The sequence below is a fragment of the Massilia genomosp. 1 genome (assembly GCF_011682185.1).
In the GTDB taxonomy this organism is placed as follows: Bacteria; Pseudomonadota; Gammaproteobacteria; order Burkholderiales; family Burkholderiaceae_D; genus Telluria_A; species Telluria_A rubra.
Genome location: NZ_WHJF01000105.1, coordinates 1 through 23,308 on the forward strand (window position 1 = coordinate 1; position 23,308 = coordinate 23,308).

Consider the following 23,308-nt stretch of genomic DNA (forward strand, 5'->3'; position numbering starts at 1 on the left):
AGGGCTTGCGCAAGGATTTCGTTTTCTTCTTTTTCAAGCCATCGGCCGACGGCGGCACACTGGAATTGTGGCTGTCCTTGCGGATCGATTTACCGGCCAAGGCCTCTTTGACCTGTGCGTGCAGTTTTTCGATCAGCTTGTCTTTTTCGGGATGCGAGAGAGTCGAGAGGTCGGGAAGAGGGGCAAGTTTTACCATGACCGGCATCATGCCCGGATATCGGAATGTTTACAATTGCGCGTTTACAACGGGTCAGGGCTAAACAGTTACGTTACTTTTACGCTTGATAAAGCCGTTCTGGCATTACAAGATTGTGTGGCTCGCCGAGCCAAACGATCCGGGGCAAACATGATTATTGATTGGTGCTAACCATTTTTTGCAAAACGATCAGCGGTTGCAGCTGGGCAAGAGCGGGCAGAAATAGATAGGTGGCATGTAATTGAGTGGCGCGACTGTCCTGTGTCTGGTGCCGGCTCTCTACAATGGCATTGACTCAGCAGGTATGGCAAATCCCTCTTTTCTACACGTTTTCACCTCAACTGCCGCTCGCGCGAAACCCAGGGCACCGGCCTGGGCCTGGCGATCGTCAAGCACGTGCTGCTGCGCCACGGCGGCAGCCTGACCATCAAGTCGGAAGCGGGCAAGGGCAGCAGTTTTATCATGTCGCTGCCGGCGGCCTGAGGGGCTTACTCAGGGTGCTTGTAGTTCTGGATGAAAGCGGTCAGCCTGGCGATGGTGTCGGCTTCCGGTTTCGCGATGACGAACACTTCGCGGTCTTCCTGAACCACCGGCACGCCAATGGCGCTCTGGATCTGTTGATCGAAGTCGTCGTAGGCGTGCTCATCTTCTTCCTCCTCGATGAAGGACGGCGGCATGAAATTGAACCACAGTTCGGCGCTGCCATCGGACATCATGCGGATTTCAGGTTCGCCGTCCGGGTCGAAGCCGGTCAGTTCGATGGTGTTGACTAGTTCGCTCATGATGCATGCTCCTGGAATAGGGTAGGTCTTCAATTTTACTCGTTGGCAATCTGGAATGCAGACGATTTTTGCTTGCCTCCCGGCGGCACTGCGTTCCCGGGAGCAGGTACAATCGTGGTCTTCGCTTCTTTGACGACCATTATGTTCACCAAACGCCGTTCCCTGATTGCCCTCGCCGTGTTGCTCGCCGGCTGCGGCACGACCACTCCTCCCGCCACCAAACCGGCCGCCGTGCTGCAACCGGCCGCCGCCGCCGCGCCCAAGAAAATCCGCATCGGCCTGGCCTTGGGTGGCGGTGCCGCGCGCGGCTTCGCCCACATCGGCGTGATCAAGGCGCTTGAAGCGCAGGGCATCTTTGCCGATGTCGTGGTCGGCACCAGCGCCGGCAGCGTGGTCGGCGCCATTTATGCCGCCGGCAACGATGGCTTCGCCCTGCAAAAGACCGCCATGGAAATGGACGAGGCCGAGATTTCGGACTGGGCCATGCCGCTGTTCGGCAAGTCCTCCGGCGTGCTCAAGGGCGACGCCTTGCAGAATTACGTGAACAAGGCCGTCAAGAACGTGCCGATCGAAAAGCTGAAGATTCCCTTCGGCGCCGTTGCAACCGACCTCAACAACGGTCAGCCGATCCTGTTCAGGCGCGGCAACACGGGGCAGGCGGTGCGCGCCTCCTCGTCCGTGCCAAGCGTGTTCCAGCCGGTGCGCATTGGCGACCGCTCGTATGTCGATGGCGGCCTGGTGGCGCCGGTGCCGGTGCGCTTCGCGCGCGAAATGGGCGCCGATTTCATTATCGCCGTCAATATTTCGAGCCAGACCGACGCGCAGGCCGCTGTCAGCTCGCTCGAAGTGTTGATGCAAACCTTCGCCATCATGGGCCAGCGCCTCAATCACTACGAGCTCAAGGATGCGGATGTGGTCATTACGCCAAACCTGCCGAAAATGGGCAGTAACGACTTTGCCGGCCGCAACCGCGCCATCATGGCCGGCGAGCAGGCCGCTGCGGCGGTGATGCCGCAGATCAAAGCCAAGCTCAAGGCGCGCCAGCAGTCATAAACGCTATAGCCGTTCCGATATCGGCAGGCCGCGCGCTTGCCGTAAAATTGCCCGCATTAATCACTTGGGATATCAACATGCCATCGAAACCGTACCTGAACTTCGCCGACGTCCAGAAAATCGCCGCCGCCGCGCAAGCCGAAGCCCTTGCCAACAACTGGGCGGTGACCATCGCCATCTGCGACGATGGCGGCCACCTGCTGTCGCTGCAGCGTCTCGACGGCGCCGCGCCATTGTCGTCGCACATCGCCCCCTCCAAGGCCAAGACGGCGGCGCTGGGCCGACGCGAGAGCAAGGTCTATGAAGACATCATCAACAACGGCCGCACAGCGTTCCTGACGGTGCCCTTCGTCGAAGGCATGCTCGAAGGTGGCGTGCCGGTGATCGTGGACGGTCACGTGATCGGCGCCGTCGGCGTCTCGGGCGTGAAGTCGGACCAGGATGCGCAGATCGCCAAGGCCGGTATCGCCGCGCTGGCGCAATAAAATCGGGCGACGGCCGCCCTGATCCGCTTTTCAGGGCGGCTCTGCGCAGGGCCGGTTCGGATGCAATCGCTTATGCTGTGCTTCCCCCTCCAGGAGAATCCACATGACTGAATCAGCAAGCCGTCCGCCTCTGCCTCCCTTTACCCAGGAATCGGCCACGCTCAAGGTGCGCCTGGCCGAAGACGGCTGGAACGCGCGCGACCCGGCCCGCGTGGCGCTGGCCTACACTAGCGCCAGCCGCTGGCGCAACCGCGCCGAATTCGTCACCGGGCGCGAGGCCATCGTCGGCCTGCTGACGCGTAAATGGGTGCGCGAACTCGACTATCGCCTGATCAAGGAGTTGTGGGCCTTCGGCGGCAAGCGCATCGCCGTGCGTTTCGCCTACGAGTGGCGCGACGACGCCGGCAACTGGTTCCGCTCCTACGGCAACGAGAATTGGGAATTCGACGAGCACGGCTTGATGGCGCTGCGCCATGCCAGCATCAACGACCTGCCGATCCGCGAGCAGGAGCGCAAGTTCCATTGGCCGCTCGGGCGCCGCCCGGACGATCATCCGGGGCTGAGCGAGCTGGGTTTGTAAACAGGCCCCGCAGCGACGCCTGACTATGCAAGGAACGCTATGAGCGCCATGAGCACCATATACAAGGCAGCGCTGGTGTCGTTTGCCATGTTTTGCATCCTCGGCAGTGCCAGCGGCGCGGCGCGAGCGAGCGATGAATCTGGCGAGCAGTTGTTTCGCCAAGAGAAGTTTGCCGCCGCCGAGCAGGCATGGACCAAGGCTGCCAAGGCGGGCAACCTGCACGCGCAGTACATGCTCGGGCTGGCGCTGATCTCGGGCCGGCAGTTTCCCCTTGATGAACAACGCGGGCTGGCCTACCTGGCGGCGCTCTCCGCGCGAGGCCATGGCGAGGCGACCTACGCGCTGTATGGGCATCGCCTGCGCAAGCACCTTGTGCCGGCGGCGGACGCCACCGCTTTGCTGGAAAAGGCCGCCGCCCAGGGCAGCGTCAATGCCCAGGCTGAACTTGGCATGCCAAGCGGGGAGCGTGGTTTGCAGATGGCCGGCGACGAGCTCGACCTGATGGTTCCAACGCGCGTCAGCAAGCTCGAGGCCGCAGGCCACGCAGGCGCGCTCGTGCGGGGGCGCAAGGTGTATGAGGAATCGTGCCAGGTCTGTCATGCGCAGGGCCTGGTCAACGCCCCCGCGCCCGACCGACCGGCCGGTGTGGGAACTGCGCAACAAGCAAGGGTTCGCGGTGCTGGTACGGCATGCGATCGATGGCTTCCGGGCGCATCCACCCAAAGGCGGCATGCCGGCCCTGTCCGGCGACGAGGTGCGCGATGCGGTGTTTTACATGAGCGCGGGCCGCTCGAAGTGAGGGCGGGCAGTCCGGGGCGCACGCGGCATGCGCGCCCGGCCGGGGGCTGTCGCCGGGCCCTGTCCTCAGGCGTGAATCAGCGGCCCGGCGGGCGCCGAGTCGACCGCGTTGCTGCGTTCCAGCCAGCCCAGCAGCAATGCCATGTCGCGCACCTCGATTTCCGGCCCCTGGACGAATCCCACCTGCGCCAGGTTGCTGGCGTCGCACACCAGCTTGTTAACAGTGGGGGAGAGCTCGACCATTCTTCCGTAGGCCTTCCACACCTTGCTTTCCCATTTGTGCAGGCTCGAATCGTTGAAGCGGTTGTTTTCGAAGTAAACCGTGACCGAGCCGTCGCTGTTGCCGAAGCCGACCATGCCCGAGCCGTTTTTCAGCATCTCCTTGACGGCGTCTTCCGCGTTAATCTTGGGCACGAATACCGCCGCCCGCCCGCCCGGGTTGGGGCGCTCCATCGGCGTATCTCTTCCAAATGTAGACATAATCACATTTCCTGATAAATGGTTTGCCCGAGGATGCTGTCTCAAATGTATAGAGGACGGTTGGCGATGTCCAGTAAAAGCGCGAAAAGCGATGCAAATGCATCCGCCGCCGATTGCCGGAAAGGCTGCGTTGCGCTATAATTTGGAGGTTTAGCCATTCATACACCTACCGTAGCGACTACCCACTATCCCTCATTCAACATGACACCATCCCCCAGCGCTAAGCGCACCGGGGAACCCATGGTCGTCGGTCTGACGTGGCGCAGCTACGGTAACTTTATCAGGAGTTGCCCTTGCCGCCATTTTTTTCTGGCCCCGCCGTTCCAGCCATCCTCGCTCTCGCCGATGGAACGATATTTAAAGGTATTTCCATTGGCGCCGCCGGCCATACTACCGGGGAAGTCGTGTTCAACACGGCCATGACCGGTTACCAGGAAATCCTGACCGATCCAAGCTATTCGCGCCAGCTGGTCACGCTGACCTATCCGCACATCGGCAATACGGGCGTCAATCCGGAAGACGTCGAGGCAAGCAAGGTCCACGCCGCAGGGCTGATCATCCGTGACCTGCCGCTGCTGGCATCGAACTTCCGTTCGACCCAGTCGCTGTCGGACTACCTCAAAGCTGAAAACATCGTCGCCATCTCCGGCATCGACACCCGCAAGCTGACCCGCCTGTTGCGCGAAAAAGGCGCGCAGGGCGGCGCCATTTTGGTTGGCACGCAGGGCAACGAGCCTTCGCAGGTGCAGGCGCTGGAACTGGCGCGCTCCTTCCCCGGCCTGGCCGGCATGGACCTGGCCAAGGTGGTCTCGACCACCGCCGCCTACGAGTTCACCGAGACCGAATGGAAGCTCGGCCAAGGCTACGGCAAGCTGGCCGATGCCAAGTTCCATGTCGTCGCTTTTGATTACGGCGTCAAGCGCAACATCCTGCGCATGCTGACCGAACGTGGCTGCAAAGTGACCGTGCTGCCGGCCCAGGCCAGCGCCGCCGATGCGCTGGCGCTCAATCCGGACGGGATTTTCCTGGCCAACGGCCCGGGCGACCCGGAACCGTGCGACTACGCGATCGCGGCCAGCCGCGAGCTGATCGAGCGTGGCATCCCGACCTTCGGCATCTGCCTCGGTCATCAGATCATGGCGCTCGCTTCCGGCGCGCGCACGCTCAAGATGAAGTTCGGCCACCACGGCGCCAACCACCCGGTGCAGGATCTCGATTCGCGCAAGGTGATGATCACCTCGCAGAACCACGGTTTCGCGGTCGACGCGCAAACCCTGCCGGCCAACTGCCGCGTAACCCACGTATCGCTGTTCGACGGCTCGCTGCAGGGCTTCGCCCGCACCGACAAGCCGGCCTTCTGCTTCCAGGGCCACCCTGAAGCGTCGCCGGGCCCGAACGATGTAGCTTACCTGTTTGACCGCTTCATCAGTCTGATGCAAGCCGCGGAGATTAAATAATATGCCAAAGCGTAGTGACATTAAAAGTATTCTGATTATTGGCGCAGGCCCGATCATCATCGGCCAGGCTTGCGAGTTCGATTATTCCGGCGCCCAGGCGTGCAAGGCGCTGCGCGAGGAGGGCTATAAGGTCATCCTCGTCAACAGCAACCCGGCGACCATCATGACCGACCCGGAAATGGCGGACGTGACCTACATCGAGCCGATCACCTGGAAGGTCGTCGAGCGCATCATCGCCAAAGAACGTCCGGACGCGATCCTGCCGACCATGGGCGGCCAGACCGCGCTCAATTGCGCGCTCGACCTGCACAACAACGGCGTGCTCAAACAGTACAACGTGGAGCTGATCGGCGCCTCGCCGGAAGCCATCGACAAGGCCGAAGACCGCTCCAAGTTCAAGCAGGCGATGACCAAGATCGGCCTCGGTTCGGCGCGCTCCGGCGTGGCCCACTCGATGGACGAATCGTGGGCCGTGCAGCGCGAGATGGGTTTCCCGACCATTATCCGTCCCTCGTTCACCATGGGCGGCACCGGCGGCGGCATCGCTTACAACGAAGAAGAATTCGAGACCATCTGCAAGCGCGGCCTGGAAGCGTCGCCGACCAAGGAACTGCTGATCGAAGAGTCCCTGATCGGCTGGAAAGAGTACGAGATGGAAGTGGTGCGCGACAAGGCGGACAACTGCATCATCATCTGCTCGATCGAAAACCTGGACGCCATGGGGGTACACACGGGCGACTCGATCACCGTGGCGCCGGCCCAGACCCTGACCGACAAGGAATACCAGATCATGCGTAACGCCTCCCTGGCGGTGCTGCGCGAGATCGGCGTCGACACGGGTGGCTCGAACGTGCAGTTCGCGATCAACCCGCTTGACGGCCGCATGATCGTCATCGAAATGAATCCGCGCGTGTCGCGTTCGTCGGCGCTGGCGTCGAAAGCGACCGGTTTCCCGATCGCGAAAATCGCGGCCAAGCTGGCGGTGGGCTTCACGCTCGACGAGCTGCGCAACGAAATCACCGGCGGCGCCACGCCTGCCTCGTTCGAACCGTCGATCGACTACGTCGTGGTCAAGATCCCGCGCTTCACGTTCGAAAAATTCCCGGCTGCCGACCATCACCTGACCACCCAGATGAAGTCCGTCGGTGAAGTCATGGCGATTGGCCGCACCTTCCAGGAATCGTTCCAGAAGGCCCTGCGCGGCCTGGAAGTGGGCGTCGATGGCCTGAACGAAAAAACGCGCGACCGCGAAAAAATCGAAGAAGAACTGGGCGAACCCGGCCCGGACCGCATCTGGTACGTGGGCGATGCCTTTGCCCAGGGTTTTACGCTGGAAGAAGTGCATCAGCTGACCCACATCGATCCGTGGTTCCTGGTGCAGATCAAGGAAATCGTCGACATCGAACTGTGGCTCGACAATCAAAAGCTCGAAGCCATCGACAAGCCGACCCTGTACAAGTTGAAGCAAAAAGGCTTCTCGGACCGCCGCCTGGCCTTCCTGCTGCACACGAGCGACAAAGTGGTGCGCGAGACGCGCCATGCGATGGGCATCCGTCCGGTGTACAAGCGGGTCGATACCTGCGCGGCCGAATTTTCGACCGACACCGCGTACATGTACTCGACGTATGACGAAGAGTGCGAGTCCAACCCGAGCGACAAGAAAAAGATCATGGTGCTGGGCGGTGGCCCGAACCGCATCGGCCAGGGTATCGAATTCGATTACTGCTGCGTACACGCGGCGCTGGCGATGCGCGAAGACGGCTACGAGACCATCATGGTCAACTGCAATCCCGAGACCGTCTCGACCGACTACGATACCTCGGACCGCCTGTATTTCGAGTCGCTGACGCTGGAAGACGTGCTGGAGATCGTCGCCATCGAAAAACCGGTCGGCGTGATCGTACAGTATGGCGGCCAGACGCCATTGAAACTCGCGCTCGACCTGGAAGCGAACGGCGTGCCGATCATCGGCACCTCGCCCGACATGATCGACGCGGCCGAAGACCGCGAACGCTTCCAGCAGATGCTGCAAAAAATGGGCCTGCGCCAGCCGCCTAACCGCACCGCGCGCACCGAGCCTGAAGCCCTGGCGCTGGCGCAGGAAATCGGTTATCCGCTGGTGGTGCGTCCATCCTACGTGCTGGGCGGGCGGGCCATGGAAATCGTCCACGAGCAGCGCGACCTGGAGCGCTACATGCGCGAAGCGGTCAAGGTGTCGCACGATTCGCCGGTGCTGCTTGACCGCTTCCTGAACGACGCCATCGAGGTCGACGTCGACTGCATCTCCGACGGCGTCACCACCTTCATCGGCGGCGTGATGGAGCACATCGAGCAGGCCGGCGTACACTCGGGCGACTCGGCCTGTTCGCTGCCGCCGTATTCGCTCTCGCAAGAGACCATCGATGAACTCAAGCGCCAGACCTCGCTGATGGCCAAGGGCCTGAACGTGATCGGCCTGATGAACGTGCAGTTCGCGATCCAGAAGACCGAAGTCGATGGCGTCATGACCGACACCGTCTTCGTGCTGGAAGTGAACCCGCGTGCTTCGCGCACGGTGCCGTTCGTGTCGAAAGCGACCGGCCTGCAACTGGCCAAGATCGCGGCCCGTTGCATGGTCGGCCAGACCTTGGAGTCGCAAGGCATCACCACCGAAGTCGTGCCGCCGTTCTACAGCGTGAAGGAAGCCGTGTTCCCGTTCGTGAAATTCCCTGGCGTGGACACCATTCTCGGACCCGAGATGAAGTCCACCGGTGAAGTCATGGGCGTGGGCATGACCTTCGGCGAAGCGTTCGTCAAGTCGCAGATGGGCGCCGGCGTCAAGCTGCCCGAATCGGGCAAGGTGTTCCTGTCGGTGAAGGGCTCGGACAAGCCGCGCGCGGTGAAGGTGGCGCGCGACCTGCACTCGATGGGCTTCCAGGTCGTCGCCACCAAGGGCACGGCGGCGGTGATCACCGCGGCGGGCATTCCATGCCAGGCCGTCAACAAGATGATCGAAGGCCGTCCGCACGTGGTCGACATGATCAAGAACCACGAGATCGCGCTGGTGATCAACACGGTCGAAGAAAAACGCAGTGCGATTGTCGACTCGCGCCAGATCCGGATTTCAGCTTTGGCCGCGCGCGTGACGACATACACTACAATAGCGGGTGCGGAGGCTGCGGTCGAAGGCATGCGTCATCTCGACGAGTTGCGCGTCTACGATTTACAAGGCCTGCATAAAACCTTAAACTAAGCGGCACGCAGTACCCCTGACCACAGGGCGCGCGACGGGAAGCATCCGGCGCGCGCCCTGTGGTTTTCACTTTTCAGTAGAAACGCGAATACGACATGAACACATCAGTTCCACTTACCAAATACGGCGCCGAACTACTCAAGGACGAGCTGCATCAGCTCAAGACCAAGGAGCGCCGCATTGTGATCGACGCGATCGCCGAGGCGCGCTCGCATGGCGATTTGTCCGAGAACGCCGAATACGACGCCGCCAAGGAGCGCCAGGCATTTGTCGAAGGCCGCATCGCGGAGCTGGAAGGCAAATTGGGCGCCGCGCAGATCATCGATCCGGCCACCCTGGACGCCGAAGGGCGCGTGGTGTTCGCCGCGACCGTCGACCTGGAAGACCTGGATAACGGCACCAAGGTGACCTACCAGATCGTCGGCCTGGACGAAGCGGACTTGAAGCTCAATAAAGTGTCGGTGACCTCGCCGATCGCGCGCGCCTTGATCGGCAAGTACGCCGGCGACGTGGTGGAAGTGCAGGCCCCATCCGGCCCGCGCGAATACGAAATCCTCGAAGTCAAGTACATCTGATGCTGCTGGCGCGCGCCCGCCTGCTGCTGGTGACGGCGTGGGCGGGCAGTTTGTGGACGGTGGGCTACCTGGTGGCCCCGACCTTGTTCCGCACCCTGTCCGACAGCGTGCTGGCCGGGACCATTGCAGGCAGCATGTTCAGGGCCGAAGCGATGCTGTCGCTGGTGTGCGGCGTGGGTTTGCTGGCCGTGCTGGTGCTGGCCAAGGACATGGACGCCAAGCGGCGGCGCATGCTGTTGCTGGTGGTGGCGGCAATGCTGGCGCTGCAGGCGGTCAGCAGCCTGGGGCTGGGACCGATGATGGCGGCGCTCAAAGAAGCGGCGCCCGGCGGCGTGATGGAAGCGGCTACGCGCAAGCAGTTCGGCATGCTGCACGGGGTGTCGATGGTGTTGTTTTTAGTGCAGAGCGTGCTGGCGGCGGTGCTGGTGTTCAAGAACCCGCGACCGTAAGATCCAGTGTTACTGTTCGCGTCACAGCGACTCGGTTTTTGCCACTATCCTCGTCGTTCCCGCGGAGGCGGGAACCCAAGTTCGTTATGCAGTCGTCGACTCATCAAAATTGGGTTCCCGCCTTCGCGGGAACGACGAGTACGGTGGCAAGAATAACGTTGCGGTAACGCGGGCAACGCGGGGATTATTTCCCCAGCGCGCCTTTCTTAGGGCTGGTCTGGCGCGGCTTGGCGCGCTTGATGGTGCCGCCTTCCGTCACACGCTCATTGCCTTTGATCATGACCTTGGTCACGGACGGACGCTTGGTACCGCTTGCGCTCGCTTTAACAATGGTAACTTCGCGCATTCCTTTACCCGACTTGCTGCTGCGTTCTTTCACCACTTCCACTTTGGGACGGTAAATGACCAGCAGTTTGCCGATGTGTTGCACCGGAGCCGCATCGAGCTCGGTACAGATGTTGTCGTAGATTTCTGCGCGCATGGCGCGGTCGTCGCCGAACACGCGGACCTTGATCAGGCCGTGCGAGTCGAGGCTGGCCGAGATCTCTTTGATCACGGCAGGCGTCAGACCCGCTTCGCCGATGATGACGACTGGCTTGAGCGCATGCGCTTCAGCGCGCAGTGCGCTGCGCTCGACGGGGGTAAGTTTTTGCATAATATTTTTAGATAATCCTTTAAAAGCAGTATTCTACGCGAATGGCAAAGAACAAATTAAACAAAAACTGGTTGCACGACCACATAAACGACCCCTACGTGAAGTTAGCGCAGAAAGAGGGTTACCGTGCACGCGCCGCTTACAAGCTCAAGGAAATCGACGAGAGCGAAAAGCTGATCAAATCGGGCCAGGTCATCGTCGACCTCGGCTGCACCCCGGGCAGCTGGGGCCAGTACGTGCGGCGTAAACTCGCCGGCAAGGATGGCGGCGGCATCAACGGCACCATCATCGGCCTCGACATGCTGCCGATGGAGCCGGTCGCCGACATGCATTTTATCCTTGGCGACTTCCGCGAGGCGCGCATTTTGCGCCAGCTCGACACCATCCTGGCCGGCCGCAAATGCGATCTGGTGCTGTCGGACATGGCGCCCAACCTGTCGGGTATCCCCACGGCCGATTCGGCCCGCATGGAACACCTGATCGACCTCGCCATCGAATTTTCGCAATTCCACATGAAACCGTCCGGCGCGCTGGTCGTCAAGTGTTTTAAAGACATGGGTTTCAGCCAGGTCGTGGAGAAGTTCCGCGCCGAGTTCAAGGTCGTCAAGCAGATCAAGCCGAAGGCCAGCCGTGATAAATCGTCCGAAATTTTCCTCGTCGGCAAGGGACTGAAGAATCCTACCGACAAGAATACCGCGCTGGAAGACGAATCTCCCCTTGATATTTGATGGGTTTAGCCGCACATCAGCCAAGGAAAGCCGCAAAAGGCATGGAAATTGGGTAAGAGTTGCCTGATTCTCATGGCTTTTCAGTAGTTTTTCAGCCCGGCAGCGGGGCGTGCGTGGCACCGCCTGCTTATTGCGAGTAAAATCGGCGTTCTAAAATCGGTAAAAAGATGCGCCTGCATCGAAGGAGTTTTCGTGAATAATATGTTTTCAAAATCCGCTATCTGGGTAGTCGTTGCCCTGTTGTTGTTCATGCTGTTCCGGCAGTTTGACAACCACAACGTTGCCGGCAGCAGCAAGTCCATCGCTTATTCCGAACTGCTCGATGACGTGAAGGCCCGGCGCATCAAGGAAGTGCTGATCGAAGGACCGAACATCACCGCGACCCGCACCGACGACAGCAAGGTGCGCGCCACCGCCACCTTGCTCGACCGCGGCCTGGTCGGCGACCTGCGCGACGCCGGCATTCGCTTCGATATCAAACCGCCTGAAGAAACCTCGTTCCTGCAGACCGTGATCATTTCCTGGTTCCCGTTCCTGTTGCTGATCGGCGTATGGATTTTCTTCATGCGCCAGATGCAGGGCGGCGGCAAGGGTGGCGCTTTCTCCTTCGGCAAGTCGAAGGCCCGCATGATGGATGAAACCAACAACACCGTGACCTTCGCCGACGTCGCCGGTTGCGACGAAGCAAAAGAAGAAGTCAACGAAATCGTCGACTTCCTCAAGGACCCGACCAAATTCCAGAAACTGGGCGGCCGTATTCCGCGCGGCGTGCTGATGGTAGGCCCTCCGGGCACGGGTAAAACCCTGCTGGCGCGCGCCATCGCCGGCGAAGCCAAAGTGCCGTTCTTCTCGATTTCCGGTTCGGACTTCGTCGAAATGTTCGTCGGCGTGGGCGCGAGCCGCGTGCGCGACATGTTCGAGAACGCCAAAAAACACTCGCCTTGCATCATTTTCATCGACGAGATCGACGCGGTCGGCCGTCACCGTGGCGCCGGCATGGGCGGCGGTAACGACGAGCGCGAACAAACCTTGAATCAATTGCTGGTCGAGATGGATGGTTTTGAAGCAAGCTCCGGCGTCATCGTCGTCGCCGCCACCAACCGCGCCGACGTGCTCGACAAGGCGCTGCTGCGTCCGGGCCGTTTCGACCGCCAGGTCATGGTGGGCTTGCCCGACATCCGCGGCCGCGAACAGATTCTCAATGTACACATGCGCAAGGTGCCGATCGGCGCCGACGTCAAGGCCGACATCCTGGCGCGCGGTACGCCTGGCTTCTCGGGCGCCGACCTGGCCAACCTGGTCAATGAAGCAGCCCTGTTCGCCGCGCGCCGCAGCAAGCGCCTGGTGGAAATGAGCGACTTCGAAGACGCGAAAGACAAGATCTACATGGGTCCCGAGCGCAAATCGATGGTCATGCGTGAAGAAGAGCGCCGCAACACCGCGTATCACGAATCCGGCCACGCCGTCATCGCCAAACTGTTGCCGAAGGCCGATCCGGTCCACAAGGTCACGATCATGCCGCGCGGTTATGCCCTGGGCCTGACCTGGCAGTTGCCTGAACACGATGTGCTGTCCGGCTACAAGGACAAGATGCTGGAAGAAATCTCGATCCTGTTCGGCGGCCGTATCGCCGAAGAACTGTTCGTCGGTCAGATGTCGACCGGCGCGTCGAACGACTTCTCGCGCGCCACCAAACTGGCGCGCTCGATGGTGACGCGTTTCGGCATGAGCGACAGCATGGGCGTGATGGTCTACGAAGATAGCGAAAACGAAGGTTTCTTCGGCGGCGCCACCAAGACCATCTCCGAGGCGACCCAGCAAAAGGTCGATGCCGAGATCCGTTCGATCCTCGACACGCAGTATGCGCTGTCGCGCCGCCTGCTGGAAGAGAATCGCGACAAGGTCGAAAAAATGACCCAGGCGCTGCTCGACTGGGAAACCATCGACGCCGACCAGATCAACGACATCATGGCCGGCAACGAGCCACGCGAGCCGAAGTCCGGCGTCCTGACCAAGCGCACGCCGCCTCCGGGCGACAGCGGTCCGGGCGGCGTTTCACCGAACGCGACAGCACCGGCGTAAATCTCTCCGATTTTTGCAAGCTTGTATATAATGCCGTTCAGACAAGACTGAGCGGCATTTTTTATGGTCGATCGATTAACATCATGATGTAAACGCAATGCGACAATATTTTCAATGCGGCCGCTTCGGCTTCGATGTGGCGGCCACACCCCTGGTCATGGGCATTCTCAACGTCACGCCCGACTCGTTTTCGGACGGCGGACGCTTCGGCTCGCTCGAATTTGCCCTCTCGCGCGCCGAAGAAATGGTGAGCGAAGGCGTCGACCTGATCGATGTCGGCGGCGAATCGAGCCGTCCGGGCGCGCCCGCGCTGGCCCTCGATGAAGAATTGCGCCGCGTGATGCCGGTGCTGTATGCGCTGCGCGATCTGGGCAAGCCCTTGTCGATCGACACCTACAAGCCCGAGGTGATGCGCGAGGCGATCCTGGCCGGGGTCGACATGATCAACGATATCAACGCGTTCCGGGCGCCCGGCGCCCTGGAAGCGGTGGCCGGCAGCGACTGCGCGCTGTGCGTGATGCATATGCAACGTTCGCCGCAGACCATGCAGCAGTCCCCAAGCTACGCCGACGTGGTGCGCGAGGTGAGGGATTTTTTGCGCGAGCGCATCGAGGCCATGCTGGCCATCGGCATCGAACGCCAGCGCATCTGCATCGATCCGGGTTTTGGTTTCGGCAAGACGGTGGAACACAACTACGCCTTGTTGCGCAACATCGGCACGCTGGGGCGCGAACTCGGCTTGCCGGTGCTGGCGGGGGTGTCGCGCAAGTCGATGATCGGGGCCGTGACCGGCAAGCCGGTCGAACAGCGCCTGGCCGGCAGTCTTGCCGGCGCACTGGCTGCGGTGGCGCAGGGCGCGCGCATCGTGCGCGTGCATGATGTTACTGAAACAGTCGATGCACTTAAAGTGTGGCAAGCCGCCACCACGCATTCTTCATTAACTAATTCAATCACTGAGTAAAAGAGAAAACATGGCACGTAAATATTTCGGTACGGACGGTGTGCGCGGGCTGGTGGGCGTGGCGCCGATCACCCCTGATTTCGTGATGCGCCTCGGCTACGCCGCTGGTAAAGTCCTCGCCAAAACCAACGCCGCCTCGGGTCGTCCGACGGTCCTGATCGGCAAGGACACCCGCATCTCGGGTTACATGCTCGAATCGGCCCTGGAAGCGGGCTTCAACGCCGCCGGCGTGGATGTGATGCTGGCCGGCCCGATGCCAACCCCGGCCGTGGCCTACCTGACGCGCGCGCTGCGCCTGTCCGCCGGCGTCGTCATTTCCGCCTCGCACAACCCGTTCCAGGACAACGGCATCAAGTTCTTTTCCGAGCACGGCACCAAGCTGCCGGACGCGGTCGAGCAAGAAATCGAAGCCATGATCGACCTGCCGATGGAATGCGTGCCGACCGAAAAGCTGGGCCGCGCCAAGCGCCTGGAAGATGCCAAGGGTCGCTACATCGAATTTTGCAAGAGCACCTTCCCGAACGAGCTGGACCTGCGCGGCCTGCGCATCGTGCTCGACTGCGCGCACGGCGCCGCCTACCACATCGCGCCGCACGTGTTCCACGAGCTGGGTGCGGAAGTCATCGCCATCGGCAACAAGCCGAACGGCTTTAACATCAACGACGGCTTCGGCGCGACCGCACCGAAGGCGATGGCCGCGGCCGTGCTCGAACACCGCGCCGACCTCGGCATCGCACTCGACGGCGATGCCGACCGCCTGGTCATGTGCGACGGCGCCGGCCGCATCTACAACGGCGACGAGCTGCTGTATGTGATGGTGCGCGACCGCATGACAACCGGCCCGGTGGCCGGCGCGGTAGGGACGCTGATGACGAACATGGCACTGGAAGTGGCGTTCAAGGAACTCGGCGTCGGCTTCGCGCGCGCCAAGGTCGGCGACCGCTATGTGCTGGAAGTGATGAAAGAGAATGGCTGGCTGTTCGGCGGCGAAGGCTCGGGTCACTTGCTGGCGCTCGACAAGCACACCACCGGTGACGGTATTGTCTCCGCGCTGCAAGTGCTGTCGGCGCTCAAGCGCAGCGGCAAGAGCCTGGACAAGTGCTGCAAGGAACTGACCTTGTATCCGCAGACCTTGATTAACGTGAAGGTGCCGTCCGGTTTCGACTGGACCAAGCATCCGGACATGGTGGCCGAGAAAGAAGCCGTGGAAGCGGAACTGGGCGATACGGGTCGCGTGCTGATCCGCGCATCGGGCACCGAGCCGCTGATCCGCGTAATGGTGGAAGCGAAGAACGCGCAGGTGGCCGAGTCGACCGCGCGCCGGATTGCCAACAAGGTGCCGGCGTAATCAGGCAGTAGCGGCGGGGAGGGCGCGTCTGTTGCATGGGCGCGCCGGCGGGAGGATTCGTGGTGCTTGAAGTTGGTTTTCCTGTTTTCAACATTTCACAGAAAACTTCACGATGTGCCGTTGACGTTTGCGATTGCCCCGACGTATAATAACGTCTTCGGAGTGTGGCGCAGTCCGGTAGCGCACCTGGTTTGGGACCAGGGGGTCCAAGGTTCGAATCCTTGTACTCCGACCAAGTTAAAGACGGGCTGTCATTCATTTGACAGCCCGTTTTCATTTCCGCAGGGGGTCTTCCTTGCGGAAAATTGCCCTCAGCTCGGGTAAGATATCGCTACGATCAACACCGCCTGTCGTTCAACGGATAGGACCTCGCTCTTCTAAAGCGATCATGGGGGTTCGATTCCCTCCAGGCGGACCATCTTTCTTCATTTGTCCTTTTCGTCATCGGCGCCCACGCGGCTTGACGCGTCAGGCTCGGTTCCCGCCGCGCGGCCAGCCAGCTGGCATGGTGATATGGATCGTGCGACAGCGACCAAGGCGCGATGAAAAGGCGGCGCACCGCGTTTAAGTGCAAAGGAGATGCTTTGAAATCGTCAAGCAGCTTTCGTCGCGCTGCGTTTCTCCTGACAGCGGTCGCCGTGTGCTTTACGTTAGCCGCATTGCGGCCTGTGCCGCCTCGTTCGGTCCCGATCCGTAACGCTTGCAACACGTTTGGGACGCAGGTATCGCCCTTGGCTACGCCGGCGCTGCGGCGAAGCGAGCACGGTCTGTTTCTGCACATCAGTTTTACGCCCGCCAACGATGAGGAAGCCGGTGCGATCACGAAGGCGGTCGAGGCGGGAACGCGGGAACTGGTCATTTATCCCGGCAAGCAAACGATCGAGGCAGCCGGTATTGAACATCATGATCTGGTACTGGCAGTCAATTCGCACGAGCATGCCAAGGCGATTCTGCGCCTCCTCTGTTTCTCGAATAAGGATGGCGCTCCTGATGCACCCTTGCAGTTTGAGCAGGGTAATCCGTGATGATGGCGGCCGGGCCGAGGGAGGCGTCGGCAACGTCGTTTTCCATGGCCTGACATGCGCCTGCCGTTTTTTGAACATACCTCCCAAAATAATGTCGATCAAATCCGCCCTGTTGCTGCTGCCCTTGTCCCTTCTGCTATTTTCCGCAGCGCCGCTGCCTGCGCGCGCCGCCGTGCAGCACGCGCCGCTCACGCCCGCGTTCCTGAAAGCCGAGCGGATCGCCGTGCCGGGCAAGCTGGTCAAGGCGGCGCGCATCGTCGATGCCGCCGGCGAGCACATTCTGGTGGTCAGCTTGCGCACCGGTACGTCGAGCGCGGAAAACGCCACGCCGGGCGACAAGGAGGAACTCCACGAATTGTTCGCCTCGCTGTACGTGCGCAAAGCCAAGCGCTGGGCCCGCGAATGGCTGATCCAGGATGAGAATGACTGTCCCATCGTGGATTCATCGGCCAACTTTTTCCCCAAGTACATTACCGTCACCGACCTCGACCAAAACGGCATCGCCGAAGTCACCGTTCCCTACAAATATTTTTGCGGCGGCGGGGTGGATTCCAGCACCTTGAAAGTGATCATGCGCCAGGGTGCGCAAAAATTCGCTGCGCGCGGACAGACGCAGTTGGGCGGCGAACCGGGGATGGCGCATGGCGGCGAACTGGTGTTCGATCGCTCGCTGTCGTTGAAAGAAAACGCCGTCTTCAAAGCACATCTGCAATTGATCCGCGACAAGGTCTACATCGAACATTGATCTCAGGCGACGCAGGCAGGCAAGGGTGAACCTTTTCGTCGTACAGATGTCAAATAGTTACAATCGATACCATATCCTATCAGCGACCGGGGAGTTCGGAATGACCATGAAAATAGCGTTAGCGCCGCAGTTTGAACAAATGGTGCGCGAAAAGCTTGCGTCTGGCATGTACGCATCGGCGAGCGAGGTGGTCCATGACGCTCTGCGTCTCATGCAAGAACACGACCAAACGCGAGTGACAAAGCATCTTCAACTACGTCAGGATATCGAGGATGGATTGAGCAGTGGCCCTGCTGTACATTGGGATGCCGACGATATCACCCGGGCAGGATACGCAAGGCGCGCTGTCAGGGCAGAAAATGGTGCATGAATGCGCACCGTTTCTGTCCGTCCCCGCGCCCGGATCGACCTTGACGAGATATGGGATTTCATTGCGCAGGACGGTGTGACGCAGGCAGATGCGTTCATCGGCAGGATGAGTGCAAAATTACAGCTGTTGGCCCAGCAGCCTGATCTTGGCCGATTGCGTGACGATTTGCGCCACGGCTTGAGAAGTTTTCCTTTCGAGCGCTACGTTGTCTTCTATTTGCCGACCAAAGGTGGGGTGGAGCTTGTTCGTGTTTTGCATGGCGCGCGGGATGTGGAGGCGCTATTGCGCGTTAAATGATATTGGCGGAACGCTGGTACGGCTAGCGTAACGCGGCCATCGATACGGTCAACCCCCAGCGCGTCAGCCTAGCGAGCAGGTCTTCATCGTCACATCCGTTTCACACCTCTCAAAGCGCTTAGTCTGTTCAGGTCACGCCAGGCTGCGCGAGCATCGGACCCGCGCGGTGCGACGCCATCGCAGTTCATCCCCCCGATCCGCGTGGCTATACGCAGCATGCCATCCATTGCGCGCAAAGCCCGGCAGGGTCAAGCCGGATTGCTCCGCCACCCGCACGACCTGCCGAGGCAAGCAAGGGCACTGGCCCGCTGGTCCAAATGTTATAGTACGTTCCGACGCCTGCCGCCGCCAGCGACGCGGTTTACCTCCCACGATGTACCTCCAGCTTGCCATGAGAAAAAACAGCACCACACCGCACCCGCCCGCTACCCTGCCCGAACCGCGGACAGCCCATCCGGGCGGCGTGCCGCGCGCCATCGTCGGCATCGGCGCCTCGGCCGGCGGACTCGAAGCGCTCGAATTGTTCCTCTCGGGCGTGCCGGAAGACAGCGGCCTGGCGTTTGTGGTCGTGCAGCATCTCGATCCCGTACACAAAAGCATCATGGTCGAGCTCTTGCAGCACATTACCAGCATGCCCGTGGTCGAAATCACCGACCGCCTGCGGGTCGAGCCGGACCATTTGTATATCATCGCGCCCGGATGCGACCTGTCGATCCTGCACGGCGTCCTGCACCTGCTCGAACCGGCCGCGCCGCGCGGGCTGCGCTTGCCGGTCGATTTTTTCCTGCGCTCGCTCGCCGCCGACCAGCAAGCCAACAGCATCGCCGTGATTCTCTCGGGCATGGGCGCGGATGGCTCGCTGGGTTTGCGGGAGATCAAGGAATGCGCCGGGGCCGTGTTCGTGCAAGATCCGGCCTCGGCCAAATTCGATGGCATGCCGCGCAGCGCCATCGACGCCGGCCTGGCCGACGTGGTGGCGCCCGCCGAGGAGCTGGCCGCCCGCATCCTCGCTTACCGTCGCCGCGCGCCCTTGCCGGTGACGCCGCCCGAGCTGAGCTTTTCCGATGCCGACGGCAGCGCGCTCGACAAGGTTGTGGTGATCCTGCGCGCCCAAAGCGGGCATGATTTTTCGTTCTACAAGAAGAGCACCATGTACCGCCGCATCGAGCGCCGCATGAGCCTGCACCAGCTTGGCAGCATCGCCGACTATGTGCGCTATGTGCGCGAGAATGCCCAGGAAGCCCAATTGCTGTTCAAGGAATTGCTGATCGGCGTGACCAGTTTCTTCCGCGACGCCGCCGTGTGGGAGCAGATCGGGAGCGAGGCCATTCCCGCGCTGCTGGCCGCCCATCCGCAAGGCGCCATCTTGCGCGCCTGGACCCCGGCCTGTTCCACCGGCGAAGAAGCGTATTCGCTGGCGATGGTGTTTCGCGAGACACTCGATCGCATCAAGCCGAAAGCGCGTTTCACCCTGCAAATTTTTGCCACCGATCTCGACAGCGACGCGATCGACCGCGCGCGCGCCGGGGAGTTTCCCGCCAATATCGTGGCCGATGTCAGCGAGGCGCGCCTGCGCCGCTTTTTCGTCGAGCGCGATGGCGGTTACCGGGTTTGCAAGGAAATCCGCGAGATGGTCACCTTCGCACCCCAGAACCTGGTGATGGACCCGCCGTTTACCAAGCTCGACCTGCTGACCTGCCGCAACCTGCTGATCTACCTGGAGGCGGACCTGCAGAAAAAGCTGCTGCCCCTGTTTCACTACAGCCTGCGCCCGGGCGGCATCCTGGTGCTGGGCAGCGCCGAAACGGTGGGCGCGGCCAGCGACCTGTTTACCGCCTGGCCGGGCAAGACGCGCATTTACCAGCGCCGCGAAAGCAGTCCGCGCACCGAGCCGGTTGATTTTCCGGCGTCGATTTACGGGCGCGCCCGCAAAGGGCAGGGCGAACCGCTTCCGGCCGCCGCCCAGGTCCAGCCGGAAGGTTCCAGCGTGCAAACCCTGATCGACTCGCTGCTGCAACAGCGCTTTTCGCCGGCGGCCGTGCTCACCACCGACAAGGGCGACCTGATCTACATCAGCGGCAAGACCGGCAAATACCTCGAACCGGCCGCCGGCAAGGCCAACCTGAACATCTTTGCCATGGCGCGCGAGGGGCTGGCCGGCGCCTTGAACGAAGTCTTCGCCCGCGTCGTGCGCGAGCAGGGCAGCCAGGTGCTCAAGCGATTGCGCGTGGGCGGCCACGACGGCACACTGCTGGTCAATGTGGAGGTGCATTGCCTGCAGGAACCGGCGCCGCTGCGCGGCATGGTGCTGGTCGTGTTCTCGGACCAGCCGGCCGCGCGCGCAAAAACGTCGCGCAAGGACCAGCCGAGCGGCCTCGATGCCGAACGCATCGAGGCGATGACGCAAGAAATCGCCCAATCGCGCGAGGAGCTGCAACACGCGCGCGAAGAAATGCAAACCTCGCAGGAGGAGCTGAAATCGACCAATGAGGAATTGCAAAGCACCAATGAAGAATTGCAAAGCACCAACGAGGAACTGACCACCTCCAAGGAAGAGATGCAGTCGATGAATGAGGAGTTGCAGACGGTCAATCATGAATTGTCGGCCAAGGTCGACGAATTGTCGCAGACCAGTGACGACATGAAAAACCTGCTCAACAGCACCGACATCGCCACCTTGTTTCTCGATGAAGACCTGTGCGTCCGGCGCTTCACCAACCGCATTACCGCCATCATCAAGCTCATTCCCAGCGACGCCGGGCGCCCGATCACCGACCTGGTCAGCACGCTCGACTACCCCGCACTGGCCGACGACGCCCGCGAAGTGCTGCGCACGCTGGTGTTCCGCGAAGTGCAGGTCAGCGGACTCGACGGCCGCTGGTTCACGGTGCGCATCATGCCCTACCGCACCCAGGACAACCGGATCGACGGCGTGGTCATCACCTTTATCGACATCAGCGCCGCGAAAACCCTGGAACGCGCCTTGCGGCTCAGCGACGAGCGCTTCCGGATTGCCATCGAACATGCGCCGCTGACGGTGTTCAGCCAGGACCTCGACCTGCGCTACACCTGGGTCCACAATTTGCAGCCGCACGTGCGCTCGGGCGACGCCATCGGCAAGACCGACGCCGACCTGTTGCCGCCGGACGACGCCGCGCGCCTGACCGCGCTCAAACGCCAGGCGCTCGAGCAAGGTGTCAGCGTGCGTGCCGAAACCAGTGCGCACCTGCATGGCATCACCCGCTACTACGACTTTTTTGCCGAGCCGGCGCGCGACCAGGCGGGGGCGATTATCGGCGTCTCCGGCATGGCCTGGGAAATTACCGAGCAAAAGCGCGCTGAAGCGCGTTTCCGGCAATTGCTGGAACATTCGCTGAACGCGGTTGCCTGCCACCAGCTGATGTTGGAATATGGCGTGCCGCGCGATTTCGTGGTCCTTGAAGTCAATCCGAAGTTCACGGAACTGACCGGTTTGCACGAGGTGGTCGGCCAGCGCCAGTCGGAGTTGGCCGGCTCGATCTATCCCTTCAACGCGGACCTGTTCGCCGCCTGCGTGCGGGTGGCGACCAGCGGCACGCCGGAGCGCCTGGATGTCTCTTGCAATGACGGAGCGCAATGGATCAACTGTGCGCTGTATTCTCCCGAGCCCGGCTACTTTATCTCGGTCAAGGAAGATGTGACGGAACACAGGCAACTGGCGCATATGCTGGGCCAGGCCCAGTTGGTATTGCAGCAAGGCGGTGCGCCCGGCGCGGACCTGCAACGGATCGTGCAAGAGGCGCAGGCCGTGCTGGAGCGCCGCATCAATCAGGAAAACAATCATGAACAATGAAGCGACACCAGCCGATGCCGAACTGCGCCTGCGCGCGCAGGAACGGCTGTCCCAACAGCGGCGCGCGCTGGCGAGCGGCGAGCACCACCTCGACAATCCGCAGCGCCTGCTGCACGAACTGCAGGTGCATCAGGTCGAACTGCAATTGCAAAACGAGCAGCTGGAAGCGGCGCGCGCCTGGATCGAGGCGGCGCTGGCCAGCTACACCGAGCTGTTCGATTTCGCGCCCGTGCCGTATTTTACGCTCGACCGGGTCGGCAAGATCGCCGAGCTTAACCTGGCCGCTGCGCGCCTGCTCGGCATCGAACGGGCCCGCGTGATCGACAAGCGCCTCGGCGTGTTTGTCGCCGAATCCGACCGTGGCCGCCTTGCGGCCTGCCTCAAGTCGCTGTTTACGACGATGTCCGATGCGCAGTGCGAAGTGGTGATCGTGGCCAAGGACGGCGCCCGGCGCACGGTGGAAGTGCGCACCACCTTGTCCAATAATGGCGAAGCCTGCCGCGCGGTGGTGATCGATGTGAGCGCGCGCAGCGCGGCCGAGGGGCGCATGCGGCGCCAGGCGCAGTTCTTCACGCTGGCGTCCGAGGCGATGTTCATCAGCGACCAGCAGGGCGTCATTTCCGACGTGAACAGCGCCTTTGGCGCGCTCACCGGCTATGCCCCCGAGGACGTGCTCGGCCAGCATCAGAAACTGCTGCGCGCCCCCGACCAGGCGCCCGGGCTGGACCAGGACATCCTGCGCTCGCTCGCCCTGCATGGTAGCTGGCAGGGCCCTGTGTGGCTGCGCCGGCGCGATGGTGAACTGGTGCGGCTGACGCAGCGGATCGACAGCGTTCCCGGCGAGAATGGCGAGCAAGGCTGGGTAGGGCGCTTTTCGCAGGGCGATTGAGGCGCGGCGCAGGCCACAGGCGACCTCGGAGGCGCAATCAAATTGCCCGCTCACCCAGCAAGCATTGCAATTGAGAATAATTCTCATTATTAAGTGATCGCTTGCATGTCCAGTTCCCCGCCTCCGCGCGCGCTTGAAATGCTGTACACCGACCATCACGGCTGCTAGCCTGAATTTTGCACAAAAAAGGGCAAGAATGCCGTAAGTGATTGATAGAATGGGAGTTATCTAAAAACCTACCCTATCAGCACGAACACACCTTGCCCGACATGAATTCTACCCCAGAGCA

The 23,308-nt window shown here is 61.5% G+C and carries 21 protein-coding genes, 2 tRNA genes and 2 pseudogenes; 21 read left to right on the forward strand and 4 right to left on the reverse strand.

What is annotated here, in order from left to right; all coding sequences use genetic code 11:
• A pseudogene (locus F1735_RS27260) lies at positions 1-208 on the reverse strand (DUF6444 domain-containing protein); the annotation flags it as partial.
• A gap of 315 nt (positions 209-523) precedes the next feature.
• Between F1735_RS27260 and F1735_RS27265 the strand changes: the two are divergent.
• Positions 524-679 (forward strand): annotated as a pseudogene (locus F1735_RS27265) (ATP-binding protein); the annotation flags it as partial.
• A 5-nt stretch (positions 680-684) separates the two neighbouring features.
• On the opposite strand, the gene F1735_RS27270 reads toward F1735_RS27265, so the two are convergent.
• Entirely contained in the window at positions 685-978 is a 294-nt protein-coding gene (locus F1735_RS27270; RefSeq protein ID WP_167239858.1) for a hypothetical protein, read from the reverse strand.
• A gap of 141 nt (positions 979-1,119) precedes the next feature.
• Between F1735_RS27270 and F1735_RS27275 the strand changes: the two genes are divergently transcribed.
• The 4 genes from F1735_RS27275 (at position 1,120) to F1735_RS27290 (ending at position 3,895) form a co-directional block, all read left to right on the forward strand.
• Positions 1,120-2,031 carry a patatin-like phospholipase family protein gene (locus F1735_RS27275; RefSeq protein ID WP_167239859.1) on the forward strand — a complete coding sequence of 304 codons (912 nt, stop codon included), beginning with the start codon at positions 1,120-1,122 and terminating at the stop codon, positions 2,029-2,031.
• Between the two features lie 77 nt (positions 2,032-2,108).
• A complete protein-coding gene (locus F1735_RS27280; protein WP_167239860.1) occupies positions 2,109-2,516 on the forward strand; it encodes a GlcG/HbpS family heme-binding protein in 408 nt (135 codons plus the stop codon).
• 103 nt (positions 2,517-2,619) lie between these two features.
• The gene (locus F1735_RS27285) at positions 2,620-3,096 is read left to right on the forward strand and encodes a nuclear transport factor 2 family protein (RefSeq protein ID WP_167239861.1); all 477 of its coding nucleotides are present in this window, start codon (positions 2,620-2,622) and stop codon (positions 3,094-3,096) included.
• 598 nt (positions 3,097-3,694) lie between these two features.
• Positions 3,695-3,895: a c-type cytochrome gene (locus tag F1735_RS27290; RefSeq protein WP_167239862.1), complete on the forward strand. Its 201-nt coding sequence runs from the start codon at positions 3,695-3,697 to the stop codon at positions 3,893-3,895.
• A 65-nt stretch (positions 3,896-3,960) separates the two neighbouring features.
• Here the strand turns inward: F1735_RS27290 and F1735_RS27295 are convergent, their stop codons facing one another.
• The gene (locus tag F1735_RS27295; RefSeq protein ID WP_167239863.1) at positions 3,961-4,374 is read right to left on the reverse strand and encodes a hypothetical protein; all 414 of its coding nucleotides are present in this window, start codon (positions 4,372-4,374) and stop codon (positions 3,961-3,963) included.
• 293 nt (positions 4,375-4,667) lie between these two features.
• Here F1735_RS27295 and carA point away from each other — a divergent pair, with 293 nt between their 5' ends.
• The 4 genes from carA to F1735_RS27315 all read left to right on the forward strand — a co-directional run bounded on the left by carA (position 4,668) and on the right by F1735_RS27315 (position 10,087).
• Complete coding sequence (gene carA / locus F1735_RS27300) at positions 4,668-5,831, forward strand: glutamine-hydrolyzing carbamoyl-phosphate synthase small subunit (protein WP_167239864.1); 1,164 nt, start codon at positions 4,668-4,670, stop codon at positions 5,829-5,831.
• Between the two features lies 1 nt (position 5,832).
• Positions 5,833-9,063 carry a carbamoyl-phosphate synthase large subunit gene (gene carB, locus F1735_RS27305; protein WP_167239865.1) on the forward strand — a complete coding sequence of 1,077 codons (3,231 nt, stop codon included), beginning with the start codon at positions 5,833-5,835 and terminating at the stop codon, positions 9,061-9,063.
• Between the two features lie 95 nt (positions 9,064-9,158).
• Positions 9,159-9,638, forward strand: coding sequence for a transcription elongation factor GreA (gene greA, locus F1735_RS27310; RefSeq protein WP_167239866.1), 480 nt, complete (start codon positions 9,159-9,161; stop codon positions 9,636-9,638).
• The gene (locus tag F1735_RS27315; RefSeq protein ID WP_167239867.1) at positions 9,638-10,087 is read left to right on the forward strand and encodes a DUF4149 domain-containing protein; all 450 of its coding nucleotides are present in this window, start codon (positions 9,638-9,640) and stop codon (positions 10,085-10,087) included. Before greA ends, F1735_RS27315 begins: the two co-directional genes overlap by 1 nt.
• A gap of 184 nt (positions 10,088-10,271) precedes the next feature.
• Here the strand turns inward: F1735_RS27315 and F1735_RS27320 are convergent, their stop codons facing one another.
• Complete coding sequence (locus tag F1735_RS27320) at positions 10,272-10,742, reverse strand: YhbY family RNA-binding protein (RefSeq protein ID WP_166888622.1); 471 nt, start codon at positions 10,740-10,742, stop codon at positions 10,272-10,274.
• Positions 10,743-10,783: 41 nt separating this feature from the next.
• Between F1735_RS27320 and F1735_RS27325 the strand changes: the two genes are divergently transcribed.
• The 12 genes from F1735_RS27325 to F1735_RS27380 all read left to right on the forward strand — a co-directional run bounded on the left by F1735_RS27325 (position 10,784) and on the right by F1735_RS27380 (position 23,019).
• Positions 10,784-11,470 (forward strand): RlmE family RNA methyltransferase, encoded by a 687-nt coding sequence (locus tag F1735_RS27325; RefSeq protein WP_167239868.1) that lies wholly within the window; start codon positions 10,784-10,786, stop codon positions 11,468-11,470.
• 192 nt (positions 11,471-11,662) lie between these two features.
• Positions 11,663-13,552, forward strand: coding sequence for an ATP-dependent zinc metalloprotease FtsH (ftsH, locus tag F1735_RS27330; RefSeq protein ID WP_167239869.1), 1,890 nt, complete (start codon positions 11,663-11,665; stop codon positions 13,550-13,552).
• A gap of 97 nt (positions 13,553-13,649) precedes the next feature.
• Positions 13,650-14,513 carry a dihydropteroate synthase gene (gene folP / locus F1735_RS27335; RefSeq protein ID WP_167239870.1) on the forward strand — a complete coding sequence of 288 codons (864 nt, stop codon included), beginning with the start codon at positions 13,650-13,652 and terminating at the stop codon, positions 14,511-14,513.
• A 10-nt stretch (positions 14,514-14,523) separates the two neighbouring features.
• Positions 14,524-15,861, forward strand: coding sequence for a phosphoglucosamine mutase (gene glmM, locus F1735_RS27340; protein ID WP_167239871.1), 1,338 nt, complete (start codon positions 14,524-14,526; stop codon positions 15,859-15,861).
• A gap of 158 nt (positions 15,862-16,019) precedes the next feature.
• Positions 16,020-16,096: transfer RNA gene (locus F1735_RS27345), tRNA-Pro, on the forward strand.
• Between the two features lie 108 nt (positions 16,097-16,204).
• Positions 16,205-16,279, forward strand: a tRNA-Arg gene (locus tag F1735_RS27350).
• A 313-nt stretch (positions 16,280-16,592) separates the two neighbouring features.
• Complete coding sequence (locus F1735_RS27355) at positions 16,593-16,886, forward strand: hypothetical protein (RefSeq protein ID WP_167239872.1); 294 nt, start codon at positions 16,593-16,595, stop codon at positions 16,884-16,886.
• Positions 16,887-16,977: 91 nt separating this feature from the next.
• Positions 16,978-17,631 carry a M949_RS01915 family surface polysaccharide biosynthesis protein gene (locus F1735_RS27360; RefSeq protein WP_373888588.1) on the forward strand — a complete coding sequence of 218 codons (654 nt, stop codon included), beginning with the start codon at positions 16,978-16,980 and terminating at the stop codon, positions 17,629-17,631.
• Between the two features lie 106 nt (positions 17,632-17,737).
• Entirely contained in the window at positions 17,738-18,001 is a 264-nt protein-coding gene (locus F1735_RS27365; RefSeq protein WP_222853094.1) for a type II toxin-antitoxin system ParD family antitoxin, read from the forward strand.
• Positions 18,002-18,298, forward strand: a complete 297-nt coding sequence (locus F1735_RS27370; RefSeq protein ID WP_167239875.1) for a type II toxin-antitoxin system RelE/ParE family toxin — start codon at positions 18,002-18,004, stop codon at positions 18,296-18,298.
• Positions 18,299-18,689: 391 nt separating this feature from the next.
• Complete coding sequence (locus F1735_RS27375; RefSeq protein WP_167239876.1) at positions 18,690-22,130, forward strand: chemotaxis protein CheB; 3,441 nt, start codon at positions 18,690-18,692, stop codon at positions 22,128-22,130.
• Entirely contained in the window at positions 22,120-23,019 is a 900-nt protein-coding gene (locus F1735_RS27380) for a PAS domain-containing protein (RefSeq protein WP_167239877.1), read from the forward strand. Before F1735_RS27375 ends, F1735_RS27380 begins: the two co-directional genes overlap by 11 nt.
• Positions 23,020-23,308 lie beyond the last annotated feature (289 nt).